The 16,338-nt window shown below is 41.2% G+C and carries 19 protein-coding genes; 9 read left to right on the top strand and 10 right to left on the bottom strand.

The window, feature by feature from the left end:
- Positions 1-16 precede the first annotated feature (16 nt).
- The 3 genes from ACEQ81_RS02300 to ACEQ81_RS02290 are packed head-to-tail and all read left to right on the top strand — an operon-like array spanning position 17 to position 1,632.
- On the top strand, positions 17-373 hold the full coding sequence (locus ACEQ81_RS02300; RefSeq protein WP_411029226.1) for a DoxX family protein: 357 nt from the start codon (positions 17-19) through the stop codon (positions 371-373).
- 9 nt (positions 374-382) lie between these two features.
- Positions 383-1,057 carry a 16S rRNA (cytidine(1402)-2'-O)-methyltransferase gene (gene rsmI, locus ACEQ81_RS02295; protein WP_411029225.1) on the top strand — a complete coding sequence of 225 codons (675 nt, stop codon included), beginning with the start codon at positions 383-385 and terminating at the stop codon, positions 1,055-1,057.
- Positions 1,054-1,632 (top strand): uracil-DNA glycosylase family protein, encoded by a 579-nt coding sequence (locus ACEQ81_RS02290; RefSeq protein ID WP_411029224.1) that lies wholly within the window; start codon positions 1,054-1,056, stop codon positions 1,630-1,632. The genes rsmI and ACEQ81_RS02290 overlap by 4 nt, the downstream gene beginning before the upstream one ends.
- 14 nt (positions 1,633-1,646) lie before the next feature.
- On the opposite strand, the gene ade is transcribed toward ACEQ81_RS02290, so the two are convergent.
- Positions 1,647-3,269 (bottom strand): adenine deaminase, encoded by a 1,623-nt coding sequence (ade, locus tag ACEQ81_RS02285; protein ID WP_411029223.1) that lies wholly within the window; start codon positions 3,267-3,269, stop codon positions 1,647-1,649.
- A complete protein-coding gene (locus ACEQ81_RS02280; RefSeq protein ID WP_411029222.1) occupies positions 3,270-3,860 on the bottom strand; it encodes a carboxymuconolactone decarboxylase family protein in 591 nt (196 codons plus the stop codon). It abuts the gene before it with no gap.
- 63 nt (positions 3,861-3,923) lie between these two features.
- On the opposite strand from ACEQ81_RS02280, the gene ACEQ81_RS02275 reads away from it, so the two are divergent.
- Together ACEQ81_RS02275 and recJ are read left to right on the top strand one after the other, a co-directional pair.
- The gene (locus tag ACEQ81_RS02275; protein WP_411029221.1) at positions 3,924-4,346 is read left to right on the top strand and encodes an OsmC family protein; all 423 of its coding nucleotides are present in this window, start codon (positions 3,924-3,926) and stop codon (positions 4,344-4,346) included.
- Between the two features lie 12 nt (positions 4,347-4,358).
- Complete coding sequence (gene recJ, locus ACEQ81_RS02270) at positions 4,359-6,053, top strand: single-stranded-DNA-specific exonuclease RecJ (RefSeq protein ID WP_411029220.1); 1,695 nt, start codon at positions 4,359-4,361, stop codon at positions 6,051-6,053.
- 108 nt (positions 6,054-6,161) lie between these two features.
- On the opposite strand, the gene ACEQ81_RS02265 is transcribed toward recJ, so the two are convergent.
- Positions 6,162-6,794 carry an HmuY family protein gene (locus ACEQ81_RS02265; RefSeq protein WP_411029219.1) on the bottom strand — a complete coding sequence of 211 codons (633 nt, stop codon included), beginning with the start codon at positions 6,792-6,794 and terminating at the stop codon, positions 6,162-6,164.
- Positions 6,795-6,804: 10 nt separating this feature from the next.
- Positions 6,805-8,898, bottom strand: coding sequence for a TonB-dependent receptor plug domain-containing protein (locus ACEQ81_RS02260; protein WP_411029218.1), 2,094 nt, complete (start codon positions 8,896-8,898; stop codon positions 6,805-6,807).
- Between the two features lie 101 nt (positions 8,899-8,999).
- Here ACEQ81_RS02260 and ACEQ81_RS02255 point away from each other — a divergent pair, with 101 nt between their 5' ends.
- Genes ACEQ81_RS02255 through ACEQ81_RS02245 form a run of 3 tightly spaced genes read left to right on the top strand, consistent with a single transcriptional unit; the run spans position 9,000 to position 10,831 of the window.
- On the top strand, positions 9,000-9,926 hold the full coding sequence (locus tag ACEQ81_RS02255) for a DUF6607 family protein (protein ID WP_411029217.1): 927 nt from the start codon (positions 9,000-9,002) through the stop codon (positions 9,924-9,926).
- Positions 9,910-10,473, top strand: coding sequence for an FMN-binding protein (locus tag ACEQ81_RS02250; RefSeq protein ID WP_411029216.1), 564 nt, complete (start codon positions 9,910-9,912; stop codon positions 10,471-10,473). Before ACEQ81_RS02255 ends, ACEQ81_RS02250 begins: the two co-directional genes overlap by 17 nt.
- Position 10,474: 1 nt before the next feature.
- Positions 10,475-10,831, top strand: a complete 357-nt coding sequence (locus ACEQ81_RS02245; protein WP_411029215.1) for a hypothetical protein — start codon at positions 10,475-10,477, stop codon at positions 10,829-10,831.
- Here ACEQ81_RS02245 and ACEQ81_RS02240 read toward each other — a convergent pair.
- The 6 genes from ACEQ81_RS02240 to ACEQ81_RS02215 all read right to left on the bottom strand — a co-directional run bounded on the left by ACEQ81_RS02240 (position 10,828) and on the right by ACEQ81_RS02215 (position 15,468).
- Positions 10,828-11,595, bottom strand: coding sequence for a UDP-2,3-diacylglucosamine diphosphatase (locus ACEQ81_RS02240; RefSeq protein WP_411029214.1), 768 nt, complete (start codon positions 11,593-11,595; stop codon positions 10,828-10,830). The genes ACEQ81_RS02245 and ACEQ81_RS02240 overlap by 4 nt on opposite strands.
- 57 nt (positions 11,596-11,652) lie before the next feature.
- Positions 11,653-12,102 (bottom strand): 6-pyruvoyl trahydropterin synthase family protein, encoded by a 450-nt coding sequence (locus ACEQ81_RS02235; RefSeq protein ID WP_411029213.1) that lies wholly within the window; start codon positions 12,100-12,102, stop codon positions 11,653-11,655.
- Positions 12,103-12,169: 67 nt separating this feature from the next.
- Positions 12,170-12,595, bottom strand: coding sequence for a hypothetical protein (locus ACEQ81_RS02230; RefSeq protein ID WP_411029212.1), 426 nt, complete (start codon positions 12,593-12,595; stop codon positions 12,170-12,172).
- A gap of 237 nt (positions 12,596-12,832) precedes the next feature.
- Positions 12,833-13,600: an enoyl-CoA hydratase/isomerase family protein gene (locus ACEQ81_RS02225; RefSeq protein ID WP_411029211.1), complete on the bottom strand. Its 768-nt coding sequence runs from the start codon at positions 13,598-13,600 to the stop codon at positions 12,833-12,835.
- Between the two features lie 21 nt (positions 13,601-13,621).
- Positions 13,622-14,956, bottom strand: a complete 1,335-nt coding sequence (locus ACEQ81_RS02220) for an MATE family efflux transporter (RefSeq protein ID WP_411029210.1) — start codon at positions 14,954-14,956, stop codon at positions 13,622-13,624.
- An 11-nt stretch (positions 14,957-14,967) separates the two neighbouring features.
- Positions 14,968-15,468 (bottom strand): GNAT family N-acetyltransferase, encoded by a 501-nt coding sequence (locus ACEQ81_RS02215; RefSeq protein ID WP_411029209.1) that lies wholly within the window; start codon positions 15,466-15,468, stop codon positions 14,968-14,970.
- 55 nt (positions 15,469-15,523) lie between these two features.
- On the opposite strand from ACEQ81_RS02215, the gene ACEQ81_RS02210 reads away from it, so the two are divergent.
- On the top strand, positions 15,524-16,324 hold the full coding sequence (locus ACEQ81_RS02210) for a universal stress protein (protein ID WP_411029208.1): 801 nt from the start codon (positions 15,524-15,526) through the stop codon (positions 16,322-16,324).
- Positions 16,325-16,338 lie beyond the last annotated feature (14 nt).

Genomic DNA, 16,338 nt, shown 5'->3' with positions numbered 1-16,338 from the left:
AAACCAACCAACAAATATGAGTTTCCAAAAAATCGTTTATTGGGTCGCTACAGGATTGCTAACGGCCATCATGTTATTTTCGGTATACAACTACCTTTTCCACAATGAGGCAGTAGCTGGGTATTTTGAGCATTTTGGATATCCAACTTATATCATTTACCCCTTGGCAACGGCCAAGATATTGGGTTTGGTGGCTATTTGGGGTAATTTTTCCAAATGGTTAAGTGAATGGGCCTATGCCGGTTTCTTCTTCAACACCTTACTTGCATTTTTTGCCCATTATATCTCTGACGGCACCGGGTATCTTTTTGCCATATTGGTGCTATTGAGTGTCTTAGGTTCCTATTTTACGTACAAGCAGGTACGGTACTAATATTAAAAAATGGCTAAACTTTATATTGTTCCAACCCCAATAGGTAATATGGAAGATATTACCCTACGGGCCATTAAAGTACTTAAAGAAGTAGACTTAATATTAGCCGAAGATACACGAACCAGTGGAAAATTACTGCAACATTATGAGATTGGTACCCCTATGCAAAGCCATCATATGCACAATGAGCATAGGGCCTTGGATGGTATTGTAAAAAGACTTCTGGGAGGCGATGACATTGCTTTAATTTCCGATGCAGGCACTCCGGCAATTTCCGACCCGGGCTTTCTCCTAACCCGTGCTTGTGTGCAAAATGGTATTGAAGTGGAATGTTTACCCGGGGCCACGGCTTTTGTCCCGGCACTGGTCAACAGCGGGTTTCCCAATGATAAATTTGTTTTTGAAGGGTTTTTACCTGTAAAGAAAGGGAGGCAAACACGACTACAACTATTGGCAGAGGAACCCAGAACCTTAATATTCTATGAATCTCCCCATAAATTGATAAAGACATTGACACAATTTGTTGAATTTTTTGGGGCGGATAGGCCCGTTTCCGTATCTAGGGAACTTACCAAACTGTATGAAGAAACCATTAGGGGAACGGCTACAGAGGTTTTGCAGCACTATTTGGAAAAACCCCCTAAAGGAGAAATCGTAATCGTGGTAGCGGGGAAACAAAAATGAAAAAATTACTGACAGAAATACGGGCCTGCGAGGTCTGTAAAGAACATTTGCCCTTAGGTCCAAGACCAATAGTGGCTGCACACCCCAATGCCAAGATTATTATAATTGGGCAAGCCCCAGGTACCAAGGTTCATGAAACAGGTGTGCCTTGGGATGATCCCAGTGGCAGACAATTGCGCAAATGGTTAAAGGTTACGGACGAGGAATTCTATGATGAAACCAAAATAGCGCTGGTTCCTATGGGTTTTTGCTATCCAGGGAAAGGAAAATCGGGCGACCTACCCCCCAGACAAGAGTGTGCCCCCTTATGGCATCAACAACTTTGGGATAGTATGCCCAATCTAAAACTGATAGTTTTAATAGGTATCTATGCCCAAAACTATTACTTAAAAGGAACCCTAAAAAAGAATCTTACGGAGACCGTAAGGGCTTATGAGGAATATGCGCCTAAGTATATTCCATTGCCCCACCCTTCGCCTAGAAATCGGTTTTGGCTTACCAAAAACCCTTGGTTTAATGAAGAGGTAATCCCTAAATTACAGGAAAGGGTTGTAGCTATCTTAAAAACTGATTAGCAAGGCAATATTGATTACACTTCCAAATTCACAAAAGAAAAGTCCTTTCCACTAAAAAGACCCTTGTCCGAAAGTTTTAGATCAGGGATTACCAATAGGGCCATAAAAGAAAGGGTCATAAAAGGTGCCTTTAAGGTACTGCCCAAAGCTTTGGCCATAGCATCTATTTCCTGATAGCGCTTGCCTGTTTCCCAACCATCTAGATCACTCATAATACCAGCTACTGGTAAAGCCAAACTTTTGGCTTCCGAGTCTTTTACGGCACAAATGCCCCCTTGGTTTTCAATTACCAGATTAATTGCTTGGCATAGGGCTTCGTCCGCAGTACCTACGGCAATAATATTATGCGAATCGTGGGCAACGGAGCTTGCAATAGCTCCTTCTTTTAGACCAAAATTCTTTATAAAGGCTATAGCGGGCGGGGTTTCGTAATATCGGTTTACAACCACTATTTTAAGGATATCATCATTTACGTTGGAGATTAAACCACTATTTTCCACTAATGCCAGGGCCACTGATTCCTGAGTAATAAGTTCCCCATCCAAGGCATTTATTACCCTGATTTTTTCTGATCGGGACTTTAGGTAAAAGTCCGATACTTTTTTTGGGGAAATGTTGAAATTGTTTGGTTTTTTAAAAGGCACCGGATTTATAAATGAGACACCATTTTCGGTAACCAATTGCCCAGCGATATAGGTTTGCAAGACCCGAAAATCCTTAAGGTCTTCTACCACTATAAAATCGGCCGCATCCCCTTCTTTTAATAAACCAACCTCCAATCCATAGTGTTCAACAGGGTTTATACAAGCGGCCTGTAACACTTTAAAAACATCGATACCCTTGGCAACCGCTCTAGCACATAGCTGGTTGATATGCCCTAGGATTAGATCGTCCGGATGTTTGTCATCCGAACAGAACATCATGTTTTCAAAATTATCTGGAAGTAGGTCGATCAGTGCCTCAAAATTTTTGGCAGCACTACCTTCTCGTATAATCACCTTCATCCCTAGGGCAAGTTTTTCCTGTGCTTCTTCTAAGCTAAAACATTCATGGTCCGTACTTATCCCCGCTGAAACGTATTTTTTGGCATCGGCCCCACGAAGACCTGGCGCGTGCCCATCAATAGGTTTCTGATAGTGTTTTGCCCAGGCTATTTTTTTGTAGACTTCCTCATCATCAAACAAAACCCCAGGATAGTTCATCATTTCAGCCAAATAGTAAATATCGGACGACGCCAACATTGCTTTAATATCTTCAGCATCTATTTGGGCGCCTGCGGTTTCAAATTGGGTGGCCGGCACACAGGAGGGAGCACCAAAATGGAATTTAAAAGGAACTTCTTTACCGTTTTGGATCATATAGTTTACCCCTTCCACACCAAGAACATTCGCTATTTCATGTGGATCGGAAACCGTGCCTACCGTGCCATGCATTACGGCCAAACGTGCAAATTCCGAAGGCACCAACATGGAACTTTCTATATGGATATGGGCGTCTACAAAACCCGGAAGGATGTAATTTTGTGTTTGGTGTTCTTTGGGGACAACGGAGACAATTTTATCATGCTGTACAGTAATTTCCGCAGAAAAAATGCGTCTATTGATAATATCGACCAGCTGCCCTAGAACTTTCTTCATTTATTGGTGTTTCCCTTTTTCCCAACCGTGCTTACCTAGGTATTGTTCCCCACTTTCCACAGCTCCATCCTCAATGGAAGTACCCATGGAATCGTTCCATCTGTTAAGGTACCCAAAAAGGGAAATTACGCCCAACATTTCTACAATTTCGCCTTCATCCCAATGTTGGTAAAGCCGTTCTTTTATGTCGGCATCAACACCGTTGGGTACTTGTGAGGCCTGTAGTGAAAAGTCTAGGGCGGCCCGTTCAGCTTCTGAAAAAGCCGAATGTGTGCGGTATTCCCAGATATTATCCAATTGCTCTTGCTCTGCACCGTAACGTTCTGCTGCCCGTATGGCATGTGCCTGACAGTAACGGCAACCGGTAGAATTACTGCTTACCCATGCGATCATACGTTTTAATGCCGAACTTACTCTGCCTTCATTGGCCATTACAGCCTTATTGAGGTTTATAAATGCCTTGGATATTGCAGGTCTGTGCTGCATGGTAAGTACAGAATTGGGACAAAACCCCAGGGTTTCATTAAAAAATTCTGCCAATTCTTTGGTCTCAGAATCGTGGTTGGGGTCTAGAGGTTTTACTAATGCCATATATATAAATTTAGTTCGTTTTGTCGTACTTTTGAAAGTCACAAGAAACAAAAAAACTTCGTCATGACAAATCATATCACTACCAAATGGTTGGGCAATATGGCCTTCGAAAGCAACAACCCATCCGGACTTACAATAAAAATGGATGCAGGCCCTGAAAATGGGGGCGAGAGCAATGGATTGCGCCCCAAGGCAATGATGCTGTCCTCACTTGCTGGTTGTTCTGGACTGGATGTAGCTTCGCTCATAAAAAAAATGAAATTAGAGGTTGGTGAATTTCAAATTGAAACCATTGCAAATTTAACTGAGGAACATCCTAAATACTACGATGCAGTTACTATTGAATACCATTTTCATGGCAGCAATCTAAAAGAAGGAAAACTACAAAAGGCCGTAGATCTGTCTATGGAAAAGTACTGTGGCGTGGCAGAAATGTTCCGAAGATTTGCCGACTTGGAGATTAAAACCATTTTTCATCATAAATAGGCGATAACACCTATGCGCTGGACAATAAAACCCAAATCCGACCCTACTAAAAAACAAACCCTGATAGAGGCTTTAAAAGTAGAACCCTTGGTTGCCGAACTTCTCTTGCAACGCGGTATCACCAATTATGGGGAAGCCAGAAAATTCTTTAGACCAGAACTAGAGGATTTGCACGATCCCTTTCTAATGAAAGACATGGATCTTGCTGTGGCCAGGATTGAACAGGCCATTACCGATAACGAAAATATATTGATTTATGGCGATTACGATGTGGATGGCACTACTGCTGTTGCCTTGGTATCATCCTATCTCTTAAGGCGTTATCCCAATGTATCCACATACATTCCGGACAGGTATGAAGAGGGGTATGGCATTTCGTATGCAGGAATCGATTTTGCCGATGACAATGATTTTTCCTTGATCATTGCGCTGGACTGTGGAATTAAGGCTCTTGATAAGGTTACCTACGCCAAAGAGAAAAATATCGATTTTATTATCTGTGATCACCACCGTCCGGGAAGCCAGATACCAAATGCAGTAGCCGTATTGGATCCTAAAAGGGACGATTGTAATTACCCCTATGATGAACTTTGCGGATGTGGTGTAGGGTTTAAGCTCATTCAGGCACTTGGCTCCAAAAGTGGTGAAACAGTGCAAGATTTAGTTCCTTACCTAGACTTGGTGGCCACCGCCATTGGGGCAGATATAGTGCCTATTACAGGAGAGAACAGAATATTGGCGTATTATGGACTGCAGCTTATCAACTCCAATCCGCGTATTGGGTTCAAAGCCATAATCGACCAGATAAAAAAGAAAACACTTACCATTACCGATGTAGTATTTATTATTGCACCTAGGATAAATGCAGCAGGGCGTATGAAACATGGCCAGCACGCGGTAGACCTGCTTAAGGAAACCGATTTGGAGAGAGCAAAGGAATTTGCTGCCGCTATTGAGGCATTTAATACAGATCGACGGGGTCTAGATCAAGAAATTACCCTGGAAGCACTAGAGCAGATACGTAAAAATAATGAGGAAGACCGGTTTACCTCTGTGGTCTACAAAGATACTTGGCACAAAGGTGTTATCGGTATTGTTGCTTCCAGACTTACCGATACGTATTACCGCCCTACCTTGGTATTTACAAAAAGTGGCGATAAACTTGCTGCCTCCGCAAGATCTGTAAAGGGCTTTGATGTATACAACGCACTGCAAGGCTGTGCAGATTGTATTGAACAGTTTGGTGGACATAAATATGCCGCCGGACTAACACTTCTGGAAACAAAATATGACGAGTTTAAGGAACAGTTTGAAAAAGTGGTCTCCCAGACCATAGACCCTAATTTATTGACGCGTGAAATTGTAATCGATGCTGCCATTAACCTTAAGCAGATTACACCAAAACTGATGCGGATCCTTAAGCAATTTGAACCCTTTGGTCCGGGAAACATGACCCCAATCTTCATGACCGAAGATCTTTCGGATACGGGTTATGCCAAGGGAGTAGGAGAAGATCAAAAGCATTTAAAACTTTCGGCCGTACAAAATGGTAGTGCACCCATTGGAGGAATTGGATTTGGGTTAGGAGAAAAACTTCCAATGGTAACCCATCGTAAAAAATTCAACGCTGCATTTTCTATTGATGAAAATGAATGGCAAGGGAATGTAAGTCTTCAATTAAAATTGCGCGATTTGCGGGAGGCTTAGCAAAGGAGATATACTACTATCTCGAAAAGAAACACCGAAAAAAATAGGGCCCAAAAGGTAGAAACCCGATGGACCCTAAAACTAACTAACCTCAACTCTGATTTTTGATTACTCCAAAGAAGTTTCACCTGCATTAGGGTTATATACATAATTAAAGGTATAGACCCGATATTCGTCCACATCAGGATCTGGTGTTGCAGGGGCATCTCTGTAGTAACTTAAGATTTCTACTTTGGCGTATTTGCCATCATAGGTACGTATCACTAAAACACGTCCTGGGATAGGGCTAACTACGTTGGTCATAAAATTATAGTTGTACCAGCCGTTATCACTTCCTGTAGGAATGGCAAAGGCCGTATCCGCATCCGTGTCAAAACTAATACCATCTGCACTTGTTATACTGGCAAAAGTTCCGGTCTCTACCGAGGCTCCGGCATTACCATTTCTAACAGGTTCATCATCAGTACCGGTTACTGTTCCGCCGTTGACTGCTATGGTAGTTCCACGAAATGCGATATCCCAAGCGGTATCGCTGTCGGTTACAGTTCCGGTAGCAAAACTGAATTTGGTGAACGGCCCAGTTTCGGGCTCGCCCTGTCCACCTATTAGTGGCGCTGGTATATTGGATGCGGTTTTACTTTGTACTGGGGTTAATACAATCTCGTTGTCGTCATCACTACTACAGCCAATCATGAGAATGAAGGCCAATAAAAGTGCAAAAAAAGATACTGATGGTTTCATGATAATAGATTTAAAATTGAATATTTAGTTTAACAAATGCCTGTATCCCGGCAAGACTGGGAATGTTTTCGTTATCCGTATAATCGAAGAGGTTATTGGCTCCTAATTGAACGGTGTAATTGTTGTAGAAAGTTTTGTTCAAAGCAATATTGGTAAGGGCGTAACCATCTACGAAAGAAGTGTCAAAATCATCTAGAATACCGTTGCCGTTACTATCAAAAAGACCATATTTACTTCTGTAGTTTATGCGGAGGTTAATATTGGCTTTCCAGTTGGGGACATCATAGAAAATTTTAAAGTTGGCCGTGTGCCGAGACCTGTTTACTAGACCGAAATAATCCGAATTATCTAGTGCAATGGTTTGCAAGGTCTGCGGGTCGCGAGCAAAAACCGTTCCCTCCTCCAAAGCTTCTTTTTGCTCTTTGTCCTTGGCAAACAACAGCTGATAACCACCAGAAAAAGTTAATCTCTCATCAATTTTATACTGGGTGTTAACTTCCAATCCTGTAGTGTATATTTTACTGAAATTGGTATAGCTGAATACATTTTGCCCGTTGGTTTTTCTCGCTATGATCCGAGTGTCGATAAGGTTTTCAAAATCGTTCCGAAAGAAATTCAATTCGGTTTTTAACTTTCCCCGATTATAGGCAAGACCAAAGTTGTAACCTACCGAACTTTCTGGTTTTAAAGGTTCTTCTAGGGCCGAGGGTGTAAAAAGAATATCGGAAAGCTGACCCTGGGCATCCAATTCTTGGATCTTTTCTACTGCTACGTTGTAACCAAGTACGGTATACCCTACAGCCGAGTTTGTAAAATCAAAATACAGTTGACGGAAGTCGGGTGCCTTAAAACCATAACCAACGGAACCCTTAACGGAAATGGCCGAACTTAGGGAGTAGTTTGCGGAAAATTTAGGACTGAACTGGGATTGGTATTCGCTGTGGTTGTCAAATCGGGCGCCAAGGATGACGTTCAACTTCTCAAAAGGATAAAAATCGTATTGCGCATAGACATATTGGGAGTTGAAGGTAATTTGTTCATCAAAAAAAGTACGGTCTAAATTTTCATGGTTATACCCAAGACCTGTGGTAATGACGTGGTTTGGTTTTATGGTATAAGAGGCCCTTATTTCTGGTCGCAGAAGGTCTTGGTCAAATTCACTTTGGCTAAATACGTCCTCAGAAATTGGGCTTTCCAAAAGTTCGGAGGCTTTGTATTTGGTATAATAGAATTCGTATTGGAAGTTCAGTTTTTTACTGGCATAATGATCTGCCCTAAGGTGGGCATTAAACTCGTTTATATCGCTACTGCCTTCAAAGACCTCTTCATCCACCGCTAAGACCGCATCTTGGTTTTGGTAGTAGTATCTTGCTGAAGAGAATAGTTTTAGACTTTCATCAAAATCGTAAACAACCTGACCATTGAGCGTATAGTTGTTAAAAGGATTCACGGTTTGCCCTTCCACATCGGGCCGAAGATCATAACCGTCGCTCGCCAAGGTGTTGGCAAAAAGTGAATACCCAAATTGGTTTTTCTTTTGTTTGATATTGATATTGGCATCGTGGGTATTGAAGGATGCCAATCTATAGGATACCTCCCCAGCTAATGAAGAATCCTTGGGTGTTTCGGTAATGATATTGACTACCCCGCCCAAGGCTTCGGAACCGTAAAGGCTAGACGAAGGCCCTTTAACCACCTCTATTTGTTTGATGTTGCCCACGGTAAGGCGACTGAGGTCAAAATTTCCGGAAGACCTCCCCACCAAGGGAACACCATCTATTAAAATAAGAATATAGTCCGATGCAATACCTTGCATTTGAATACCTTCAAATCCACTTTCATCCGCTACTGTAATAATTCCGGTTTGTTCATTTAAGATTTCATCTAAACGTATTACTCCGGTCTTTTGCAATTGTTTTTTGGAGATCAGGGTAACAGGCAGTGGAAGTGAGGATAATTGACGTTCTGTACGTGTAGCGGTAACAATTACCTCTTCTAAATCCAAAATAGTAGAAGCATCTTGGGCTTCTAGATTTTCTTGACCCCTGGTTAGGGTAAGGGCTAAGCCAATGAATATGGCGGCCAAGACATTATTTAGATTCATTCCTAATAATTTTTGACAAATATATAGATCTTATTTATATTTGATCTAAATAAAAATAATATTTTTGTCAAAGATTTCATTTAACACATAAACCTATCATAATGAAGAAAACGATTATTTTAAGTATGCTATTCTCGGGACTGTACCTTGCCGGACAGGCTCCAAAGGATAAAAAAGAGGAAGACATTAATGCCATTAAGGCGATGTGCGGATGTTTTGAGGTAGAATTTAAGTATACCGAAACTTTTGCCCCGGAAATTGACTATGAAAAACATCATGATTATACCGCTGTAGCTTTGGAGTGGGCAGAATTGATTGAAGACCAAAACAACAAACTTTCCATTCAGCATCTACTCTTGGTACACGATACCGTGGTTATAAAACACTGGCGCCAAGATTGGACCTATGAAGATAACAAGGTTTTCCATTATGACAAGGACAACAATTGGAAGTTTGGTACCCTTCCTGAAGAGCAAGTGGCCGGGCAATGGACCCAAAAAGTATTTCAGGTAGACGATAGCCCTAGATATGCAGGTTCTGCAACTTGGATACATGCCGATGGTAAGCACTATTGGGAAAACAAATCAGATTCCCCTCTTCCAAGGCGAGAGTATACAAAGCGAAAAGATTATAATGTAATGTTTCGTGGCAACAGGCACGAGATTACCGATTTTGGATGGCTGCACGAACAAGACAATGATAAGGTCATCCGCAAAGACGGACAAGAAGATGTGCTGTTGGCCCAAGAAAAAGGGTTTAATAGTTATAAAAAGGTGAGCGATGACAAATGTGCCTTGGCCAAAACGTGGTGGAAAGAAAACAAAGCGTTTTGGGAAATGGTACGTAACTCCTGGGATGAGGTATATGGCCTAGAGGGAAATCTTACCCTAAGAAAAGTCTTGGATGACAAACCTTTGTACCGGCATTTTTATGCCATGGACAAAGGGCATGCCCAACAAAAAGATATCACCGCATTAATTAGGAAGTTCATTATGGACAAATCGGAAGCCGATGCAGCGGGGAAATAACACAATTCATATAAGGATGGCCGTTTTGGTAATGGCCATTCTTTACTATTCGGGGATTGCGGCACAAATCTCTCCCAGAATTCAACAAAAAATGGATAATGCCATAGCTGTTGCCTACGAAACAGAGCACTTTACACTTAAACCGGTTGTGGTGTCCGCAAAAATGAATAAGATAACGCCCTCGGAGTTTGGGGGCGATAATCTGTTCGCAATTCGTAAAGAGCAAAGGCTGATAGGGTTTGTTTATTTGGGTGAAGCGGAGAGTATGAAGCGTATGTTCGATTATATTGTTCTATTCACTCAGGATTGGACCATAAAAAAATCGAAAGTATTGATTTATCGCGAAAATTATGGTCAACAGATTGGGAGTCAGCGCTGGCTAAAACAATTCATAGGGCTTACTCCAGAAAACACCTTGGCATACGGAACGGAGATCGACGCTATTGCCGGAGCTACCATATCAGCAAGTAGTATGACGAATGCCATTGTAGATTTACTTAAAAGTATAAAAACCCTGAGCCTTAAGAACAAATTAAAAATTCTATGACATGCAAGACATAAACCCAATTTATACCAATGGCTTTGGCGTAGCCTTTCAATGGAAAAGAGCTTCCTTAAAGGATATGAAAAAAATTCAGATCGTTTTTAGGGATACCGGATTGTTGCTATCCAAAAAAGAGTTGATTCAGTTTTCCAAAAATATCAAATGCACCAAGAACAACAATTCGCTGTGCAAAGACTGCGCCAGCAATGAATCGTGCCGTGCATTGCTCCTAGAGACCCCTGCACCACAGGTTACCTTGGCAATAAATCAAAAAGAATTAAATGCTATTTCCGATCTTGTGGAAGGGACCTTGTTTCAATTGGATTTGGATAACTTGCTGGGAGGATTGTTTAAAGGCTAGCCTTCAAATTTTTCCAAACTCAGTTTTTGACCATCAAAGGCGGCGTATGTAAAATATTCAATCCAATCTCCTAAATTTATATATGTAGATGAGCTGTTAAGCGCAATTTCCAAGGGAAGGTGCCTATGCCCAAAGACAAAATAGTCGTAATGTCGTTTCTCTAGCTTTCGTTTGGCATATTGTACCAACCATTCTTTGTCCTCACCTAAAAATTTGATATCGGAATCTCCAGAGATCAATTTGTTCTTTACGGAGAAATATTGTGCCAGGCGTACGCCCAAATCCGGGTGCAACCATTTAAACAACCATTTAGCGAAAGGGTTGGTGAACAGTTTTTTCATACGTTTGTATCCCTTGTCGCCCGGGCCCAACCCATCGCCATGGCCTATAAAAAAGGAAGTGTTATTAAATGTATATTGCTGCGGGCTATGATAAACAGGAATATTAAGCTCCTCCTCAAAATATCCGTTCATCCAAAGATCGTGGTTACCCACAAAGTAATGTATAGAAATACCAGCATCCGAGAGCTCTGCCAATTTACCCAAAGTACGTGTAAACCCTTTGGGAACTACAGTCTTATACTCAAACCAAAAATCAAAAAGATCTCCCATCAAAAAAATGGCCTCGGCATCTTTCTTAATAGTATCTAGCCACGCCACAAATTTTTTCTCCCTGGGCAAACTCGCAGATGTGGTTGGTGCTCCCAAGTGATTGTCACTGGCAAAGTATATTTTTTTTCCGTCGGAAATACTAATGGTTTTCATGGAATGTAAATATAAGGAAAAGCAAAAAAGCGTATGCCCGCATGTTTTGTCGGAACCTTAGTTGTCTGTTGCATACCATTCGGCAAAAGCCGTCTCGGTTTCTCGTAACCTTAAAGAATGTAGTTTGATGTTTTTGGGAAGACGAGCGGTAATTTTAGAAGCAAAATCTATCACCATGTTCTCACTGGTGGGTTGGTAATCCGCTAAAATAACCTTGTGTCCCCTGTCCATGAGTTCCTTGGCCAATTCTACATGAGGGGTATTTTTATTAAAGACCGTTGCATGGTCAAAAGGATTTACAATTTCTTCCTTTACAATGGTCTTTAGGTCCCCAAAATCGATGACCATCCCTAATTTTACATGCGATGTATCCGTAATAGGCTTGCCTATCACCGTTACCGAAAGCTTGTAACTATGCCCATGGACATTTCTACATTTGCCATCGTACCCATATAGTGCATGGCCGGTTTCGAAGGTAAATTGTTTGGTAATCCTAATATTGCCCATTCACGTCTTTTATGACGCAAAGGTAGTCATAATTGCAGGTTGGGCATAGTGGATTTAATGAACTTTTTTAGTTAATAACGGGACTCAGATTTCCAGAAACCAAGCTTACATGGCAGCAATCTGCGGCTACTACATAGGTTTCATTTACAACCTCTTCGTCATTGATGGTACCCATAAATCTAATTTCCCTTGTGGTATTCTCATGCCCTTGTAGGTATAGATCATCATATAAGGGATACCTGCCCTCTGCTTTGAACATGGCTAATGTGGCCTCATCAAAAAGGCGGGTCAGATCTTCACCACTGTTCACATCGGTTACCTTAAATTGATCTAGAGCTACCGCTTCGTCATCGGAATCCTTAACGCTGACATGAAAAGAAATAAAGATTTCAGTACATGCAATGTTTTGGCAATTGTTCGGTAATGGAGAATCATCGTCAGAACAATTATGGAGAAAAAGGACTAAGGTAACTAGGAACAAAATTTTGCGCATAATATAAGGATTTGGATATTTTACCAACAGATGTTTTTTTTAAACATCGTTGCGCTTTAAAGTGTTAAAAGAAGATTGCCTATCGTTTAAATTTCCTTCTATTGTTTATTCTATTTATAAAATAAACAACCACTACAAAAAGAGCTAGGAGTGGAAAAACCAGATCGCCGTTTAAAAAGGAAAGTATATCCATAAAAAGAAGTTTAAGGGAAAACGGTAAAATATGGCTGTTATTGTCTATTTCTTGAAGGTTGCCAAAGCTTTTTTTGTAGCAGGGGAGAGTGCAAGTCTCCCAGAGATTTCGGCGCGCTCCGTTAGTAACTTATCCCAATGGCCGGTGGTTTCCCATAGTATCTTTTTCATTGCTTGTAAAGCTTCTGGGTTGTAGGAGGCCAATTTTTCGGAGAAGAAATGAACCTCTTTGTCTAGTTGTTTTGTGGTTTCATAGACTTTAGAGAAGAGGCCCTTTTCTTGGGCCCAATAGGCGCTTTTCCATTCCGTGGGCGAAAGCGACAGTTCGGAAAAGCCCGCCTTTCCAATTTTTCGCTCAACAGCCGGAGCAATTACCAAGGGAGCAATACCTATAGTTAGCTCTGAAAGTCTTATTGCTGCAGCTTCTGTGGCAAGGACATAATCGCAGGCAGAAATAAGTCCAACACCCCCTCCTACGGCTTTCCCCTGAACGCGCCCAATAATAGGTTTTTTGCAATTGCGCATGGCATTGATGAGGTTGGCAAATCCAGAAAAGAAAGCCTTACCCTCTTCCAAGGTTGAAATAGCGACCAATTCATCAAACGAAGCCCCGGCACAGAAAGCCCTATCACCTTCCGACTGCAATACAATAATGGATATCCCATCATTATCGGAAAGCTTTTGCAATTCCCTGGTTAATCTATCTAAGAGCTCTGCTGTAAACGAATTGCTGGCCGGATGACCAAATTCTACCTTGGCAATGTTCTTCTGAATGTTTACATAAAGACTTCCGTTGGAACGATCGGTGGACATGCGAATGTGTTTATTTCAAAATTAAGCGTTTTGCACAAGTGGGCGAAACTTTCTTCTGAATTTCCAAACAAGGGCCCAACCCCTTACTACCATCCAAACGGTAAAGGCTATCCATATGGCATAAAAACCCCATCCTAGGGATATGCCAATATACAATGTTGGGATAAACCCTAAAAAAGTGGCGGAAAGTAATACATTCCTAAGGTATTTCATTTCACCAAGACCTTTGAACAATCCGTCGAAAACAAAGGCGATGGTGTTCATGGGTAATCCTAGAATAAGTATGAAGAATATGCTATAGAAGGTTTCCAAAACTATAACCTCGTTAGAGAAAATCCGTCCAATGGGCCTGTAGAAAGTAAACCCGCAAGCAACCAGGGCCAAGCTCACCACAAGGCCGTACTGTATAATTTTCTTAGCTAACCTCCAAAGCTCGGTATAATCCTTGGCTCCCAGCAGCCTGCCGCCCATGATGTTACCCGCCGCACCATATCCATCTATAAAGAAGGCGGCAAAGAGCCATAGGTTTATGGCGATTGTATGGGCCCCGATATATTTATCCCCCAAAGCGGTAGCCTCTCTTACCGCCAATACCAAGGCAGCATTAAGGGCCAGGGCTCTTACAAAAAGGTTTAAACTCATAACCACTAAACGACCAAGTTCTGGATGTAAGGGAAACCTTAATTTTAAGCTTATATCTGTTTTTATAACCAACATAACAAATGCCATAATGGCCATGACTCCCTGTGAAATAAGACTGGCCCAAGCAGCACCTTCCAAATACATGGCGTCAATAAATCCTTCGATACCATAAACCAAGACAATATCTAGCACTACATTGAGGAGTGCCCCGATTATTGCGATCAACATGGGCCAGAAGGTGTTTTGCAGACCTCGGAATATTCCAAAAATGGCAAAGGTGAAAAGAGTAAGCGGAAATCCCCATACCCTAATACCGTAATACGAAATGCACAGTTCCAATATTTTCCCGGATGCTTCTAATAATCTAAAAATATCTTCGACTATAAATACTGTAGAAAGTAAGATAACGATACTCAGTAGAATATTAAAGAAAATTGCCTGGGCCGGTAGTGCTTTCACTTCATCCAATCTTCCGGCCCCCAGATATTGAGAAATGATGGCCGAAATAGAACTACGTGTCTGCCCCAAAATCCATATCAGCATAGATAAAAAAGAACCCACAATACCAGCGGCTGCCAATGACTCTAGACTATCCTTGGGAATATTACCAACTATGGCAGTATCGGTAATAGATAATAAGGGTTCTGCAATCCCGGCAATAGTAGCAGGGATAGCAAGGTTGTTTATGGTATTAAAACTTACAACAGTTTTCAAATAGAGCGAGGTTAAAATACTAATTCATAACAGTGAAAAGGAAAATGGCTTTGCTTTGGAAAGTGGATATCACCCAATTTTTTATAACCTCTTGTTTCATAGAATTTCTGATTTCTTTTATTTTGACTAAAGGTATCTAAACGTACGGAAACAAAATCATTGGTTTTAGCATATTTTTCGGCAAAATCCATTAGTTGTTGTGCGTATCCCTTACCCTGAATTTTGGGATGTATTCCCAACCTATGGATATAGATATTGTCCTTATTGGGGGTAAGCCATGCTACGGGCTCGTATTCTTTATCCATTAAGGTTGAAATTACTATGATGCCCTCAATCACAGCATTTAGTTCCAAAACATAGAGCTCGTTTCTTTCAATATCGGTTTCAAAAGCGGCTTTGGAAGGGTAATGTTCGTTCCATTGGTAGATCCCTTTTTCTATCATATTTGCTGCGCAGGCCTTGGTTAAGTTCAGAATATCGTTTATTTCCGATATCTTTGCATGTCTGATCATGGTATTGAGTACAATTTAATCGTAAATTTATAGTATAAATCGTAATTCTGAATAGATGAAAAATATTTTGGTTCCTATCGGCACTTCACCGGCAGCTCACGAAACCTTGCAGTACGCGGTGGATTTTGCATCCCAATTTGAGTCACAAGTATACGTTATGGACGTATTTAGTGTAATGACAAGGGCAGGCGGGCTAACGAATATTACGGAAAAGGTAACTGAAAATAGTAAAGAACGATTAAAGGAGATTATAGGTAAGGTAGACCAAAAGAAGGTAGATATTAAGATTGCGACCTACAATGGGGATTTAATAGATGGCTTGGAGGAGATAGACAAGGCTTTAGGTATAGATTTAATTTTGATAGCTCCTAAAAGCAATGATATACAAGAAGAGCTTTATTTGGGAAATACTTCAGGGCGTATAATGAAGCAGGCCAATATACCTACCTTGATTGTACCAAAAGGAGCTACTTTTAAGCCGTATAAGACTATCCTTACGGCTTTTAAGTCAGGAATATTAAAGAAAAAGAAAATACTGAATCCCTTAATTGCAGTACAGGAGAAATTTAAGGCAAAAGTAAATTTGTTGTTGGTAAAGACTCCTGGCTATTCTGACGATGATTTAAAGGTAAGTACGGCCTTAATGGACATAAGCGAACAACTTACGATTACTGAAAACCCTACCACTTATTTGGGTGTTCTAGAACACTTTCAGGCGCAACACCCCGATTTGCTTTGTGTCTTTAGGAGAAAACGCGGATTTTTCAAAAAACTATGGGAAAAGAATACGGTACTTAAGTCCGAATTCTTTGCGCCCATACCGGTCTTAGTGCTATGCAGGGTTAAGAAAGGCTAAATACGAAAAGGCTC

Origin of the sequence: Spongiimicrobium sp. 3-5, assembly GCF_046557915.1 — a bacterium.
Taxonomy (GTDB): Bacteria; Bacteroidota; Bacteroidia; order Flavobacteriales; family Flavobacteriaceae; genus JBHEBG01.
This window is presented reverse-complemented; position numbering and strand designations above follow the sequence as displayed.